This window comes from Pseudonocardia sp. (genome assembly GCF_050246655.1).
Taxonomy (GTDB): domain Bacteria; phylum Actinomycetota; class Actinomycetes; order Mycobacteriales; family Pseudonocardiaceae; genus Pseudonocardia.
Genome location: NZ_JBFWVQ010000132.1, coordinates 1 through 13,979, shown reverse-complemented (window position 1 = coordinate 13,979; position 13,979 = coordinate 1). Strand labels below are relative to the sequence as shown.

Annotated in this window: 14 protein-coding genes and 1 pseudogene; 9 read left to right on the top strand and 6 right to left on the bottom strand. The window is 72.2% G+C overall.

The features are described from left to right. Positions 1 to 970 precede the first annotated feature (970 nt). Positions 971 to 1,462, top strand: coding sequence for an SRPBCC family protein (locus AB7J25_RS26780; protein ID WP_428513432.1), 492 nt, complete (start codon positions 971 to 973; stop codon positions 1,460 to 1,462). A 199-nt stretch (positions 1,463 to 1,661) separates the two neighbouring features. Next, positions 1,662 to 1,844 (top strand): YegP family protein, encoded by a 183-nt coding sequence (locus tag AB7J25_RS26775; RefSeq protein ID WP_428513430.1) that lies wholly within the window; start codon positions 1,662 to 1,664, stop codon positions 1,842 to 1,844. A 298-nt stretch (positions 1,845 to 2,142) separates the two neighbouring features. On the opposite strand, the gene AB7J25_RS26770 is transcribed toward AB7J25_RS26775, so the two are convergent. The 4 genes from AB7J25_RS26770 to AB7J25_RS26755 all read right to left on the bottom strand — a co-directional run bounded on the left by AB7J25_RS26770 (position 2,143) and on the right by AB7J25_RS26755 (position 4,832). Continuing rightward, a complete protein-coding gene (locus tag AB7J25_RS26770) occupies positions 2,143 to 2,379 on the bottom strand; it encodes a DUF2975 domain-containing protein (protein WP_428513428.1) in 237 nt (78 codons plus the stop codon). Continuing rightward, on the bottom strand, positions 2,367 to 2,627 hold the full coding sequence (locus AB7J25_RS26765; RefSeq protein ID WP_428513426.1) for a hypothetical protein: 261 nt from the start codon (positions 2,625 to 2,627) through the stop codon (positions 2,367 to 2,369). Before AB7J25_RS26765 ends, AB7J25_RS26770 begins: the two co-directional genes overlap by 13 nt. Before the next feature lie 106 nt (positions 2,628 to 2,733). Further along, the gene (locus AB7J25_RS26760; protein ID WP_428513434.1) at positions 2,734 to 3,777 is read right to left on the bottom strand and encodes a DUF2515 family protein; all 1,044 of its coding nucleotides are present in this window, start codon (positions 3,775 to 3,777) and stop codon (positions 2,734 to 2,736) included. A gap of 173 nt (positions 3,778 to 3,950) precedes the next feature. Further along, complete coding sequence (locus tag AB7J25_RS26755; protein ID WP_428513424.1) at positions 3,951 to 4,832, bottom strand: DUF4190 domain-containing protein; 882 nt, start codon at positions 4,830 to 4,832, stop codon at positions 3,951 to 3,953. 27 nt (positions 4,833 to 4,859) lie between these two features. Between AB7J25_RS26755 and AB7J25_RS26750 the strand changes: the two genes are divergently transcribed. After that, the gene (locus AB7J25_RS26750) at positions 4,860 to 5,501 is read left to right on the top strand and encodes a GAP family protein (RefSeq protein WP_428513422.1); all 642 of its coding nucleotides are present in this window, start codon (positions 4,860 to 4,862) and stop codon (positions 5,499 to 5,501) included. Positions 5,502 to 5,508: 7 nt separating this feature from the next. Here the strand turns inward: AB7J25_RS26750 and AB7J25_RS26745 are convergent, their stop codons facing one another. Next, positions 5,509 to 6,006 carry an SRPBCC family protein gene (locus AB7J25_RS26745; RefSeq protein ID WP_428513420.1) on the bottom strand — a complete coding sequence of 166 codons (498 nt, stop codon included), beginning with the start codon at positions 6,004 to 6,006 and terminating at the stop codon, positions 5,509 to 5,511. Next, complete coding sequence (locus AB7J25_RS26740) at positions 6,003 to 6,359, bottom strand: ArsR/SmtB family transcription factor (RefSeq protein WP_428513418.1); 357 nt, start codon at positions 6,357 to 6,359, stop codon at positions 6,003 to 6,005. The genes AB7J25_RS26745 and AB7J25_RS26740 overlap by 4 nt, the downstream gene beginning before the upstream one ends. Positions 6,360 to 6,434: 75 nt before the next feature. Between AB7J25_RS26740 and mtrA the strand changes: the two genes are divergently transcribed. From mtrA to AB7J25_RS26710, 6 genes and pseudogenes are all read left to right on the top strand, one after another. Beyond that, positions 6,435 to 7,112, top strand: coding sequence for an MtrAB system response regulator MtrA (gene mtrA / locus AB7J25_RS26735; RefSeq protein WP_428513416.1), 678 nt, complete (start codon positions 6,435 to 6,437; stop codon positions 7,110 to 7,112). A 1-nt stretch (position 7,113) separates the two neighbouring features. Beyond that, a complete protein-coding gene (mtrB, locus tag AB7J25_RS26730) occupies positions 7,114 to 9,114 on the top strand; it encodes an MtrAB system histidine kinase MtrB (RefSeq protein WP_428513413.1) in 2,001 nt (666 codons plus the stop codon). A gap of 257 nt (positions 9,115 to 9,371) precedes the next feature. Next, positions 9,372 to 11,093 (top strand): LpqB family beta-propeller domain-containing protein, encoded by a 1,722-nt coding sequence (locus AB7J25_RS26725; protein WP_428513411.1) that lies wholly within the window; start codon positions 9,372 to 9,374, stop codon positions 11,091 to 11,093. A 132-nt stretch (positions 11,094 to 11,225) separates the two neighbouring features. Next, the gene (locus AB7J25_RS26720) at positions 11,226 to 12,146 is read left to right on the top strand and encodes a ComF family protein (RefSeq protein WP_428513409.1); all 921 of its coding nucleotides are present in this window, start codon (positions 11,226 to 11,228) and stop codon (positions 12,144 to 12,146) included. A 271-nt stretch (positions 12,147 to 12,417) separates the two neighbouring features. Further along, positions 12,418 to 13,050, top strand: coding sequence for a ribosome hibernation-promoting factor, HPF/YfiA family (hpf, locus tag AB7J25_RS26715; protein ID WP_428513407.1), 633 nt, complete (start codon positions 12,418 to 12,420; stop codon positions 13,048 to 13,050). 145 nt (positions 13,051 to 13,195) lie between these two features. Continuing rightward, a pseudogene (locus AB7J25_RS26710) lies at positions 13,196 to 13,979 on the top strand (preprotein translocase subunit SecA); the annotation flags it as partial.

Sequence of the window (13,979 nt, the reverse complement as noted above, 5' to 3'; positions counted from 1 at the left end):
GGCTCCGCATCCGCGGCTACATCTCCACGGTGCGCAAGCACGGCGACAACGTCTACGACGCACTCCGCGACGCCGTCACCGGAAACCCCTGGAAACCGCCGCTGACCTGCTGACCTGAATGGTTACGACATAGGTGGCGGAAACTGTTCTTGATTCGCACGGAAGTCGTGGCCGGTGTGCTGGGGATGAGTATGTCCTGGCGGCGCGCGGCAGAGGTTATTGGACCAGAAGACAGGAGGCACAATTGATGATCATGCCGATAGTGACATCGTCCCGCAGTTTCCGAGGAGGATGACGCCACTGGGAACGGTTGCTCCACCCGCTGCACGCTGTGGCGAGGTGACGGACGGTCCGGCAGTAGTAGGAACGGTAGTAAGGAGCCTGCGGAACGGTTCTTGGTCCCTGAGATCGGGCCGGACGGGGTGGGCCCGCCGCCGAGGTCGGGTGCGGACGTCGAAGGAACCCTACCTCCGCTACCAGCTGAAACAGCCCTTCGGAGATCATCCGAAGGGCCGTTTCGCGTTGTGTGTGACCAGCTCTATGACCGGGGGTGGCTACCCGGCGGTGGTGCTGGGGCCGTCGTCGAGGCGCTGACGGATCAGCCCGGCGAGCAACTCGGCGGCCTCCCGGTCGTGACCGGTGGAGCGGTGTCCGTAGAACTGCACCGTGATGCCCTCGTGCGCGTGGCCGATGCAGCCGCAGGTGCTCGCGCGGGGCGTGCGGCCTCCAGCCGGTCCCCGCGCGCCACGCGACTGCCGGTCGCCGTTGCCGTCGATGACCCCGCCGACTCAACCCGGCCAGGTGACAGCGCTGTTCGAGGTCGCCCGACGCTCCACCACCTGGGTTCAACCCGATCGAGTGAGCCGCCGAGGCGCGCTGGTGGCAGCGGGACATATATAAGTCTGAACTAATATGAGCGAGGGCGCTAGCTTGTGCGCATCCTGTCGCTAGGAAACCTGGAGCACTCCGCATGAAGTACACCGTCTCGATCGAGATCGCCCTGCCGCGGGAGACGGTGGTCCAACTGCTCGCCGACTCCGAACACCTGCCGAAGTGGCTGCGAGGCCTGGTCCTGCACGAGCCTCTGAGCGGGATGCACGGGCAGGTCGGTACCGAGTCGCGCGTCGTGATGCAGATGGGGCAGCAGAAGATGGAGTGCACCGAGACCATCACGCGCCGGGAACCGGCGGACCCGCACGGGATCCCGAGAGACAGCGTCGTTCACTTCGACCGCGAGATCGTCGCCGAGGGCATGTGGAGCGCCGTGCGCGACCGGCTGACTGAAGCCGGACCGGAGACCACGCTCTGGGCGAGCGAGAACGAATACCGGTTCAGCGGCTTGCCGATGCGACTCGTGGGGCCTGTGATGCGCGGTGCCTTCCGCAAGCAGTCGCAACAGCACATGCAGGACTTCAAGGCGTTCGCCGAGCAGGGAACGGACGTCCGCGAAGCGAAGGGCTGACCCACTCGCTGGCGATGAGGGGCGGCTACGTCGACCTAGTAACGTGCCACACGTTCGTGGAGACCTGCCTTTCTCGCTGTTCCAGTCCGGCGTCTGAGGACGCGCGCCCGGCCGTCCTGCGCCACTGCGGATCGGTCGGCCGGGGATGCGTCGACGACTTTGGAAACGGAACACTGATCAACTTCGGGAGGTGGCTGTAGTGGCAGGCAAGTTCGAGGTCTACGAGGACCGCGCCGGCAAGTTCCGGTTCCGGCTGAAGGCCAGCAACGGTCAGGTTGTCGCGACCGGCGAGGCATACGAGACGAAGGCCGCCGCTAAGAAGGGCTGCGAGTCCGTTCAGCGCGCGGCTGCTGGTGCCGAGGTCGTCGAGACGGACTCCTAGCTCTACCGGTTGGCGGGTGCCGGCAGGTCCGGGTCCCTCGGCTGTGACCAGATCTGTGACCATGACGCGGTGCCACCGGTCGGTACGGCGGGGGACGGTGAGACGGCCTTCCGGAGATCATCCGGGGGCCGTTTCGTCGTCTCGGTAGTAGGAACGGTGGTTACCGGGTCGAAGAGCGCACCGGATGGTCGGTTCGCCGGTTCGTGCGCACCGCCCGCCGCTACCGCACCGTCGTCCGCCCGGCCGGCGTCATGGCGATGTCGATGTCGATGGCGATGGCGATGTGGGGCGATCGGCGTCAGATCACCTCGTCCAACTCGGCTTGCATCTGCGCCGCTTCGACGTCGCGCGCGACGGCCTGGGCGAGCAGCGTCCGCAGCACCAGCACGAGGAGCGCGACCCCCAGGATGCCCACGCCGACCCCGCCCATGATGAGGGTGACGCCCGGATCGTCCCGCTGGCCCGGTGCGTTGAGGACGGTGACCGCGAACCACACGAGGGCGGCCGCCACGATCGCGCCGATCAGGACGTCCACGTACCGGAAGGCGGCGTGGGAGACACAGTTCCTCGTCGCACCATCGTGACCAGCCGCCAGACGCAGACCAGGGCGACCTGGACCGACACCATGCCCAGGATCGTGCTCACGCGCAGGGGAGTCAGCGGGAGCGTCCCGTCCTCCGGGTCGGTGGCCAACGCCCACACCATCAACGTCTGTACGAACACGGTGCCGGCGAGCACCACCACGAGCACGGCGCGAAGCGCACGCACGACCTGCTTTCCCATGGCCCGTCCTCCCATCGAGTTGCGATGGTAAACTATCGAAAGTCGATAGACTAAGCAAGGAGGTGTCGCTAGTCTGGCGGTGGTGGTCCGGAGCGGTGCGGCTGCGTCACGGCATCCGTCGGGAACGTCTGGCCTGCAGCGCTCTGGGGAGCACGCACGGCATCGACGCGAAGTCGCGGGCTTCGTCGTCGATGCGCCGCAGGCTGGCTTCGATCAGGCGGGTGTCGGCGTCGAATCTCCGGAAGCGGGGAATGACGCTCATCAGGATCCACGACCACCGGTCGTCGTAGCGGGTGATCCTCGGCCAGGCTCGTGCGCGCAGGGCATGAGGGATCCCGTGCGTCAGTGAATAGAGATAGAAGGACGTGAAGTACGCCGCCTCCTGCGGCATTCTCCGCACTTCGAAGCTCGTGGCCGACCCGATCGAGATGAGCCGGGCGAACGCGCACGAAAGGCGATCGAAATGAGGCTGGACCAAGGCGCGCTGCTCGTGTTCGAGCAGCTGGACGTTGCCTGTCCAGATGATGTCCTCGGCCGTCCGTCGAGCCTCCGCGGAGGATGTCCGGTCCTCCAGCACGCGCCGGCCTCGGTCGATCGCCTCGAAACCGGAGAGCACGGGCCCGTAGTGGAGTTCCCCGCTCAGGAGGGTGCGCAGGTACCCGATGCCGTCCTCGCTCGCGAGGTACGCCAGGTGCACCCAGAAGATGTCGTTGAAGATGGCGTTGTTCGTCGCCCGGATCGTGTTGACGTCCTCCAGCAGCAGAAATCTCTGGTGGGCCAGGCTGCGCGGAATGTTCACGTAGCCGCCGCGATCGGTGTCGAGCTTGAGCGGAAACAGGGCGAGGCGGACGTGATGCGACGCGATCGCGGCCATGCCTGCCCACTTGAAGCACGAGGGCAGCAGGCCGTAGATCCAGGCATAGCGCGACGAGATCTCCACGTTGCGGTGGAATGCGCACGACTGATCGGTCAGGAGACCGTCGGCCATCGCCTCCCATTCCGCGATCGTGTCCGGCGTCGCGTCCGGGGGGACGAGCTCGCGTACCGCGCTGGTGCGGGAGGGCACGGGGACGGCCCGGTGTCGCACGCGGGCCTGACACGCGGCCTGGCCGATGCGCCCGTCGGCCTCGTCGTCGGAGGCGTTGGCCATCACGGATGCCTCTTCCCGGTGCTCGAGCCCTCGGAAGCCGGAGTGGACGCCAGCCGCGATCATCGCGCGACCGGACGCGTCCGGTCGGCTCAGGCACGACCGGAGGATCGTAACAGGCCGGACGGGCCTCGATGAGATGTCGTTTCGCCTGGTCAGAGCCGTGACCTGCGGCGTCACCTTCCGCGGATCGACCCGGTGACCGGCTGGTCGTGCCGCACCGCGCACTCGGCGTAGTTGCCGCCCGCCTCGTTCCAGTGGGGCACGTCGGGGAAGTACACGAACACGTCGACGTCGCCCTCGCGCGCGGCCGACGGTGCGTAGCCGGCGAGCTGCGCGGTGCACGCGTCGGTCACCCGCCGGCTCAGCTCGGCCCGACCCGGGTAGGGGCCGGTCCCGTCGGGCACGTCGAAGACGGCGAACACCTCGCCCACGTGCGGCATCTCGCACGGCGCCACGTCGACCCGCGGTGCGATGTCGGAGCCGAGGGAGGTGAGGCAGTCGCCGACCTGCAGTGATCCGTGGATCTCGGTGCCGGGGGCGAGGTGGCGGCCGTCCGGGCCGCGTTCCGGCGCCGCGTCGGCGAGGACGAATGCCAACACGAGCACCCACAGCATCGCCCACACCGCGGAGAGCGCCAGACCCGCCACGGCGAGCCCGCGCCCCGCCCTGCCGGTCCGGCCCGTGCGCACCAGGGCCGCGATCCCGAAGGGGATGCCGAGCAGGACGACGCCGAGCACCCCGAAGACGAGCGAGGCGACGGCGAAGCCGTCGGTCCCGGGAGCCGGCGGCGGGTGGCCGCCGGGCGCGGGCGGGAAGGGTGCCAGCGGGTAGGCCACCACCCCCGGACCGCGGTGGGGGCCGGCACCAGGGGTGAACCCGACCTCGACGGCCATCGGCGCCTCTGCCCGGCCGGGCCGCAGCGTCGACCACCCCTGGCCACTCCGTTCCATCCCGGCGGCCGGGATCGCCCTCCTGCGGCTCGCGACGGTGATCGTGGTCGTGCCGGCGTCGCAGCAGCCGGTCACGACGTCGAGCCGTCCGGCCCTTGTGCGCACCGATGGAGGCCGCGAGCATCACCGTCCGTGACCGCAGTCGCGCCTGTCGGGCTGGCTCTCGTGCTGGCGGCGTTGCCCGCCGTGGTCGTCCCCGTGACGCTGACGGTGAAGAGCGCGCCCGCGACGGCACGGGCGTTCCCGATCGGCTGGTTCGTCGGGCTCTGCGTGGCGGTCAGCCTGCTCGTCCTCCTCGCGGACGTCGTCGCCATCCCCGAGGGCGACGGGCCGTGGATCTCCTCTGCCCGGATCGGTCTCGGGCTGCTGCTCGTGGTCCTCGGCGTGCGGCGGTGGTTCGCCCGCGCGCAGGCCGAGGACGACGTCCCCGCCTGGTTCACCGGAATTGCGGACATGCGGGCCGGACGGGCGTTCGGGCTCGCATTCCTGCTCGCCGCGGCCAACCCGAAGAACCTCGTGGTCGTGGTCGTCGCGGCGGCGGAGATCGCCGGGGCCACGCTCCTGCGCGACCAGGTCGCGGGGCTCCTGCTGTTCGCGCTGGTCGGCAGCCTCGGCGTGGCCGCTCCGGTGCTCGCGGCCGGGGTGCTCGGCGAGCGGGCCACTCCGGCCCTCGCCGTCGTGGACGCGTGGCTGACCCGCCACGTCTCGGCGCTGGTCGCGATCGCGCTCGTGGCGCTCGGGCTCTACGTGGGCATCGGCGGCGTCCGCGGATGACGCGCGATCAGGCCAGCGAGATCGCCGTCCGCTCCAGCTTGTCGTAGGCCTCCTGCATCCCCAGCTCCATGCCGGAGTCGATCACGGCGTCGCGGTGCTCCCGGCACTCGTACTCGCTCAGCACGGTCATCGTCGTGCTCCCGTCCCGCTCGTCGAGCACGGTGGTGGTGAGCGACGTCGCGTCCGGTGCGCCCTCGAACACCTCGGTCATGACGATCCGCCGGTCCGCTTCGATCTCGCGGAACTCGCCGTGGAAGCCGACCTCGGTGCCGTCGAAGTCGCTGCCGCAGCGCACGACCATCACGTAGCGCCAGCGCCCGCCGACGCGCAGGTCGATCTCCGCGCCGAGGACCTCCCCGCGCTCGCCGGACCACCAGCGCTTGACCAGGTCGGGCTCGGTGAGGGCGCGCCACACGAGGTGGCGGGGCGCAGCGAACTCGCGCGTGACGTGGATCGACGTCGGCGTGGGCAGGGTGACGACTGCGGAGTGGGTGGTGGCGGTCATGGGTCCTTCTCCTCTGGGTCGGATTCCTCGGCGACGAGCTCGGCGAGAACGGTGTCGAGGCGGGTAAAGCGCTCCTCCCACAGGTGCGCGTAGCCGCGCACCCAGTCGTGGATCTCGCGCAGGGGCAGGCCGTGGAGCCGGTACAGCCGCTGCCGCCCGGCTTCACGCACGGTCACCAGCCCGACCTCGCGCAGCACGCGCAGGTGCTTGGACACCAGCGGCTGCGCGATCCCGAGCAGCTCCACCAGCTCGCTCACGGAGCGCTCCCCGCCGGCGAGCAGATCGAGGATCTGCCTGCGGCGGGGCTCGGCGACCGCGTTGAATGCGTCCGTGGTGGTCGCCGCCCGGGCCATGCGTCAACAGTATTCCCATATGGGAATATGTCAAGGCGGACGCGGGCCCCGACGCGGCAGTGGAATCATGCGGTCATGAAGTCGCGTGTCCTGGTGGTCGACGACGACCCGGCCCTGGCCGAGATGCTGACGATCGTGCTGCGGGGCGAGGGCTTCGAGACCGCGGTCGTCGGGGACGGCACCCGTGCCTTGCCCGCCGTGCGCGAGCTGCGCCCGGACGTCGTCCTGCTCGACCTCATGCTCCCGGGGATGAACGGCATCGACGTCTGCCGTGCCATCCGCTCGGAGTCCGGCGTGCCGATCGTCATGCTCACCGCGAAGGGCGACACCGTCGACATCGTCCTGGGCCTGGAGTCGGGCGCGGACGACTACGTCGTGAAGCCCTTCAAGCCCAAGGAGCTCGTCGCGCGCATCCGCGCCCGCGTCCGCCGCACGGAGGCCGAGCCCGCCGAGCAGCTGTCCATCGGCGACGTCACGATCGACGTCCCGGCCCACCAGGTCGTCCGGGACGGCAGGCAGGTGGCACTCACGCCGCTGGAGTTCGACCTGCTCGTGGCGCTGGCCCGCAAGCCCCGGCAGGTGTTCACGCGCGAGGTCCTTCTGGAGCAGGTGTGGGGCTACCGGCACGCCGCCGACACCCGCCTGGTGAACGTGCACGTGCAGCGGCTGCGCTCGAAGGTCGAGCGCGACCCGGAGCACCCCGAGGTCGTGCTCACCGTCCGCGGGGTCGGCTACAAGGCCGGCCCCCCGTGACATGAGCCTGCTCCGGCGCGCCCGGGCGCAGGTGGAGCAGCTGCACGAGCTCGGCCTGGAGGTCCGGGACGCCGCGACCGCCGTGTGGCGGCGCTCGATGCAGGTCCGCGTCGTGATCTCGACGCTGGCGCTGTCCGCCGCGGTCGTCGTCGTGCTGGGCCTGGTGTTGCAGACCCAGATCGCCACCCGGCTGCTGCAGGGCAAGGAGGAGTCGACGCTCGCGCGTGCCGAGGCGGGCCGGGTGCTGCTCGAACGCGAGCTCTCCGGGGTCGACCCGGACCGCGACGGTGCCCGCGGCGAGCTCAACAACGCCCTGGACCGCCTGTCCACCGGCAACGCGGTCGAGCAGTCCTCCTCGCCCGCCGCGGGCGAGTTCCGGGCCGTGCTCGCCACGAGGCGCAGCCCGGACGACCCGACGGTCGGGCCGGAGATCGCCGCGGGACCGGTGGAGGACGTGCCGGCGGACCTGCGCGAAGCCGTCGCGGACGGCGTGCTCGCCCGCCGCTACACCACGAGCGCGGGCCAGCCGACGCTCGTCATCGGCCAGCCCGTCCGCACCGCGGGTCGCGACCTCGAGTTCTACCTGCTCTTCCCGCTGGACTCCGAGCGCCGCACGCTCGGCCTGGTCCAGAGCACGCTCATCGTCGGCGGCCTCGTGCTGCTCCTGCTGCTCGCCGGCATCGCCTCGCTCGTCACGCGGCAGGTGGTGCGCCCCGTCCGGCAGGCGGCCGAGATCGCCGAGCGCTTCGCCGACGGCCACCTCGACGAGCGCATGCCCGTGCACGGTGACGACGAGGTGGCGCGGCTGGCAGAGTCGTACAACGAGATGGCGTCGAGCATCCAGCACCAGATCCGCCAGCTCGAGGAGTTCGGGGCCCTGCAGCGGCGCTTCACCTCGGACGTGAGCCACGAGCTGCGCACGCCGCTCACCACCGTGCGGATGGCCGCCGACGTCCTGCACGCGTCCCGCCACGAGCTGCTGCCGTCGCTGCGGCGCAGCTCCGAGCTGCTCGTCGCCGAGCTGGACCGGTTCGAGGCGCTGCTCGGCGACCTGCTGGAGATCAGCCGCCTCGACGCCGGGGTCGCCGAGCTGGGCGCCGAGCAGGTCGACATGCACACCGTCGTGATGCGCGCCGTCGAGGCCGTCCACGGCCTCTCGGACGAGACCGGCACCCCGCTCGTGCTCGACGTCCCGGAGGGGGTGTACGCCGAGGTCGACAGCCGCCGCGTCGAGCGGATCGTGCGCAACCTCGTCGCCAACGCCGTGGACCACGGCGAGGGCAGGCCCGTCGAGATCACCCTCGCCGCGGACGACCAGGCCGTCGCCGTGCTGGTGCGCGACCACGGCGTGGGCCTGCGGCCCGGCGAGTCCGCGCTGGTGTTCAACCGGTTCTGGCGCGCCGAGGAGTCCCGCGCGCGGCGCAGCGGCGGCAGCGGCCTCGGCCTGTCGATCAGCATCGAGGACGCCCGGCTGCACGGCGGCTGGCTGCAGGCCTGGGGTCGGACCGGGGACGGCTCGGCGTTCCGGCTCACCCTCCCGCGGTGCGTCGGCGACCCCCTCACCCGCAGCCCGCTGCCGCTCGTCCCGCCGGACGTGGCGCAGGGCGAGCCGGGCGGAGGCGCCAGGGTCGACGGTGAGCCGAAGGACGGGGCGCGGGTTCGGGTGGACGGTGCTCGGGTGGACGGTGCTCGGGTGGACGGTGCTCCCGGGGACGGCGTGCGGGGTGGCGACCCGGTGGGCGGTGTCCGGGGCCCGGTGGGCGATGTTCGGGGCCCGGTGGGCGGTGGGCACGGCGACCCGGTGGGCGATGTTCGGGGCCCGGTGGGCGGTGGGCACGGCGACCCGGTGGAGGGTGCGCGGGCGGGTGCCGACGCCACCTCCGGCCGGCCGCATGGGCGAAGTGAGCATGCGCGCGGTGAGCATGCGAGCGGTGAGCATGCGCGCACTGAGGCGGAGGCGGAGGCGGGCGCCGAGCCGGCCGACCTCCCGGGGCGCTCGTGACCGGCCACCTCGCAGACCACGCACACGCCTCGCAGACGCCGCGGCGTCTGCGAGGCGTGTCCAGCCGCTGCGAGGACGCCGGTTGCGCGGGCGGGGATCGACGGTCCACGGGGGACCGTCCCGCCGGTGCCCGCCCTATCGGTGCCCGCCCTGCCGGTGCCCGCCCTGCCGGTTCCCGCCCTGCCGCGCCCGGTCCCGCCGCGCCCGGTCCCGCGCCCGGCGTCCCGCGCCGCCACGCCATCGCGCGCCGCATCGCCGTGGCGCTGTGCCTGCTCGCCGCGCTCGCCGGCTGCGCCAGCGTGCCAGACAGCTCGCCCGTTCAGGTGCTCAAACGGGTCACGGAGGGCGAGGCACCACCCGCCCCGCCCGGACCCGTGGACGGTGCGGATCCGTCGGAGATCGTCCGCGGCTTCGTCACCGCCTCCGGCAGCAGCTCCGACAACCACGGCGCCGCCCGCCGCTTCCTGGCCCCGGAGATCGCCACGACCTGGGACGACGGCGGCGACCTGACGGTGCTGGACGGGCAGCTCGACACGGTCCCGGCCCCCGGCGCGCCCATGCCCAGCAGCGGCCGGACCACCATCCGCATCCGCGGCACGGCGATCGGTCACGTGACCCCGACCGGCGCGTTCGAGCCGGACGAGACACCGGTGGAGATCGATGTCGAGCTCGTGCGCCGGGCGGGCCAGTGGCGGATCAGCGCGCTGCCCGACGGCGTCGTCGTCCCGCTCGCGGTGTTCACCGAGAGCTACCGTGCCGTGAAGGTCTACTTCGTGGATCCGGTGCACCACAAGGCCGTGCCGGACCTGCGCTACCTGCCCGCCGTGCCGTCCCGCGCGCAGTCGGCGCGCTTGCTGGAGCTGCTGCTCGCCGGTCCGTCGTCGGCGTTGCGTGGGGCCGTCGCCTCGCAGTTCGGGCCGGAGGCCCGGCTGCGGTCCAACGTCGCCGCGAGCCCCGACGGCGCCCTCGTCGTCGACCTCACCGGCATCGGCCAACTCGACGAGACCGGGCGGCGCCTGCTCGCCGCGCAGGTCGTCCTGTCGCTGACCGAGGTGAACGTGGACCGGGTGCGGCTGCTCCTCGACGGCGAGCCGCTGCTGCCCGGTGGCGACCTCACTCCGACCACGATCGCCGCGTACGACGGCGAGAAGCGCCCCGCGGTGGACGTGCCCGGTCTCGTCGTCGCCGGGGGGCGGGTACGCCAGCTCACCGGAAGTGAGCCCGGCGCGGTGCTGCCGGGGCAGGTCGGCAACGGGGCCGTCGACGTGCTCTCCGCCGCCACCACCGGCGACGGCCAGCACCTCGCCGTCGTCGTCCGGGAGGGCGCCCGGCAACGGCTGCTGCTCGGCGGCGGCTCCGACGGCGACGTCGTTCCGGTGGCGCTGACCGGCAGCGTCCTCAGCCGGCCCAGCTGGACCCCGGACGGCACCGAGGTGTGGACGGTCGTCGACTCGACCGACCTGCGGCGCGTGCTGCTCCCCGCCCTCGACGCGCCGCCCGGGACGCCGGCGCGGATCACCTCCGTCGACATGAGCGGGCTCACCGGGCGAGGGCCCGTCACGGAACTGCGGCTCTCGCGCGACGGCATGCGGGTCCTGGCGGTCGCGGGCGGTGGCATCTACACCGCCGCCGTCGCCCGCGGCGTCGACGGCGACGTCACGCTGCGCAATGTGCGGCGCCTGCGGTCCGGCAGCCTCGCCGAGGCCGTCGGTGCGGACTGGCGCTCCGCGGACTCCCTCGTCGTCATCACCGCGGCGCCGGCCGGTCCGGTCGTGCAGGTCTCGGTGGACGGCCTCACGATGCTCGGCGTGCCGGGCACCAACCTCACCCCGCCGCTGCGGGCCGTCGCGGCGGGCCCGAGCCGGCCGCTGGTCGTCGCGGACGCGGGCGGGGTCTGGAGCTTCACCGGCGGCGACCAGGTGGCGTGGCGGGCGGTGCTCGGCGGCGTTCCCGACGCGGTGCCGCTCTACCCCGGCTGACCGCGAGTTGCGCATCTCATCAGCCCGTCTGCTGCGTTCCGCCAGGACGGCGGGCCGGCGGAACGCGCAACTCGGCCTGATGGATCGCGCAACTCGCGGCGGAGGGGTGCGGTGGTCCGGCACTCTGGCCGCATGGAGAAGTGGATCACGGGCTGGGCGGCGCTGGTGGACCTGCTGGCGCCGGAGGCCTGCGGGGGCTGCGGCGTGGCCGGTACGTCCTGGTGCACGGCCTGCGCGGGGACGGTGGGACGTCCGCGGCGGGCCGGCGAGGTGTCGAGGACGCCCGAGCCTGGCGGCGCGGGACCGGCGGGGCTGCCCGCGGTTGCGGTGTTCGCCGCCGGGCGCTACCGCGGCCCGCTGCGGACCGCGCTCCTCGCCTACAAGGAGCGCGGCCGCCGCGACCTCGCGGTGCCCCTGGCCGCGCTGCTGGCCGGACCGCTCCTGGCGGCGCGCGCCGCGCTGACCCTGCCGGCCGACGGCCTGCTCCGGCCGGCCGCTCCATCCGCTGGCCCGTCCGTGTCGGCCCGATCCGGGGCCGACGGCCTGCTCCGGCTGGCCGCTCCATCCGCTGGCCCGTCCGTGTCGGCCCGATCCGGGGCCGACGGCCTGCTCCGGCCGGTCGCTCCACCCGCTGCCCCGCCCGCGCCGTCCCGGTTCCCGGCCGACGACCCCGTGCGACTCGTCCCCGCCCCGTCGCGACCGGCCGCCGCCCGTGGCCGCGGTGGCGACCACGTCCTGCGCCTGTGCCGCCTGCTCGCCGCGGGGGATCCGGCGCTGCGGGTCGTCCCCGCCCTGCGGCTGGCCCGCCGGACCCGCGACTCCGTCGGCCTCGACGCCCGGCAGCGCCGCGCGAACCTCGACGGACGGCTACGCGTCCGCGCCGCGCGGCTGCCACCTCCGCAATCTCCGCGCGCCCGCGTCGTGCTCGTCGACGACGTGGTCACGACCGGGGCCACCCTCGCCGCCTGCACGGCGGCGCTCGCGGAGCGTGGCGTGCGGGTCGTGGCCGCCGTCGTGCTCTGCGACGCGACGGCGGGCCGGCGATCGCGGTGACCTGGGATATTCGCCCTTGACCCACCGTGATCGGGACGTGATCGGCGCGAAGCGTCCGAGACAATACGTCGAAAGTTACGCTCAGTAAACGTCGAGAAGGGAACTGGACCGGATGTGGCATCACCGGGCGCCAGCCTCTGTTCTCCCAGGGTGATGCACGTTACGGTGCACGGCATCCCCCAGCACGGGGGGCGTCCATCGATCGGGCCCGGGGACGGAGCCCCGCGCCACCTGTACGCCCAACCGACGCAGTCAGCGAGGGAGGTCGCCAGTGGAGATCGTTGTCACCGGCCGGAACGTCGAGGTGCCGGACCATTTTCGAGTTCACGTCAGTGAGAAGGTCGCGCGCCTGGAACGCTACGACCACAAGATCGTCGGACTCGAGGTCGAGCTGTTCCACGAGAAGAACCGCCGGCAGCTGAAGAGCTGCCAGCGTGTGGAGATCACCGGCCGCGGGTGCGGTCCGGTCGCCCGCGCCGAAGCCTGTGCAGCGGATTTCTACGCCGCTCTCGATGCCGCCGTGTCGAAGCTCGAGGCGCGCCTGCGCCGCTCGCACGACCGCCGTCGCATCACCTCACGCCGCGCGCGTGTCGCGGCAGTCCGTGGCGCCACGCCGACCGCGCAGACCGCGGTCCTCGACGAGCTGCCGACGGCGGACGCGGACGTTCCCGCGCCGCGTGGCCACGACCATGACGACTACCCGGCCGAGCCGATGCCCGTTCCCGGGCGGGTCGTCCGGCGCAAGGCGCACACAGCCGAGCCGATGACCGTCGACGACGCGCTCGCGCGCATGGAGCTCGTCGGACACGACTTCTACCTGTTCGCCGACGCCGAGAGCGGACAGCCGAGCGTCGTGTACCGCCGGAAGGGCTACGACTACGGCGTCATCCGCCTGGCGCACTAGATTCGCCGCTCCCAGCCACCGGGCCCCGGCATCGCGACGCGACGCCGGGGCCCTTCGCTACCCTGGGGCTCGACAGATGCCGTGCCCGGTGCCCGGGTGCCACCAGAACGACCGGGCCGCCGGCGAATCCGAGCGAGGTCGCCCCGTGGCGTTGCTGAACCGTCTGCTCCGTGCCGGCGAGACGAGACTGGTGAAGCGGCTCGCGAAGATCGCGGCCCACATCGACGATCTCGAGCCGGAGTTCCAGGCTCTCACCGACGCGCAGCTGCGGGAGAAGACCGAGGAGTTCCGCAAGCGCTACGCGGATGGCGAGAGCCTGGACGACCTGCTGCCCGAGGCCTTCGCGGTCGCCCGCGAGGCCGCGGTCCGCACGATCGGCCAGCGCGCGTTCACCGTGCAGCTCATGGGAGGCGCGGCGCTGCACCTGGGCAACATCGCCGAGATGAAGACCGGTGAGGGCAAGACGCTCACCTCGGTGTTCGCCGCCTACCTCAATGCGCTCTCCGGGGACGGCGTCCATCTCGTGACGGTGAACGACTACCTGGCCAAGCGGGACGCGGACAACATGGGCCGCATCCACCGCTTCCTCGGCCTCGAGGTGGGCGTGATCCTCTCGCAGATGCCGCCCGCCGAGCGGCGCCTGCAGTACGCCGCGGACATCACGTACGGCACGAACAACGAGTTCGGCTTCGACTACCTGCGCGACAACATGGCCTGGCAGACGTCGGACGCGGTGCAGCGCGGCCACAACTTCGCCGTCGTCGACGAGGCCGACTCCATCCTCATCGACGAGGCCCGCACCCCGCTGATCATCTCCGGTCCGGCGGGGGAGAGCGGGCGCTGGTACGCCGAGTTCGCGCGGATCGCGCCGCTGCTCGAGCGGGACGTCCACTACGAGGTGGACGAGCGCAAGCGCACCGTCGGCGTCA

Coding starts and splice junctions, on each gene's coding strand:
- AB7J25_RS26745 (WP_428513420.1), bottom strand. CDS start 6,006: ATGACCGCCACCACCCACTCCGCAGTCGTCACCCTGCCCACGCCGACG.
- mtrA (WP_428513416.1), top strand. CDS start 6,435: ATGAAGTCGCGTGTCCTGGTGGTCGACGACGACCCGGCCCTGGCCGAG.
- AB7J25_RS26740 (WP_428513418.1), bottom strand. CDS start 6,359: ATGGCCCGGGCGGCGACCACCACGGACGCATTCAACGCGGTCGCCGAG.
- AB7J25_RS26760 (WP_428513434.1), bottom strand. CDS start 3,777: ATGGCCAACGCCTCCGACGACGAGGCCGACGGGCGCATCGGCCAGGCC.
- mtrB (WP_428513413.1), top strand. CDS start 7,114: ATGAGCCTGCTCCGGCGCGCCCGGGCGCAGGTGGAGCAGCTGCACGAG.
- AB7J25_RS26780 (WP_428513432.1), top strand. CDS start 971: ATGAAGTACACCGTCTCGATCGAGATCGCCCTGCCGCGGGAGACGGTG.
- AB7J25_RS26765 (WP_428513426.1), bottom strand. CDS start 2,627: ATGGGAAAGCAGGTCGTGCGTGCGCTTCGCGCCGTGCTCGTGGTGGTG.
- AB7J25_RS26720 (WP_428513409.1), top strand. CDS start 11,226: ATGGAGAAGTGGATCACGGGCTGGGCGGCGCTGGTGGACCTGCTGGCG.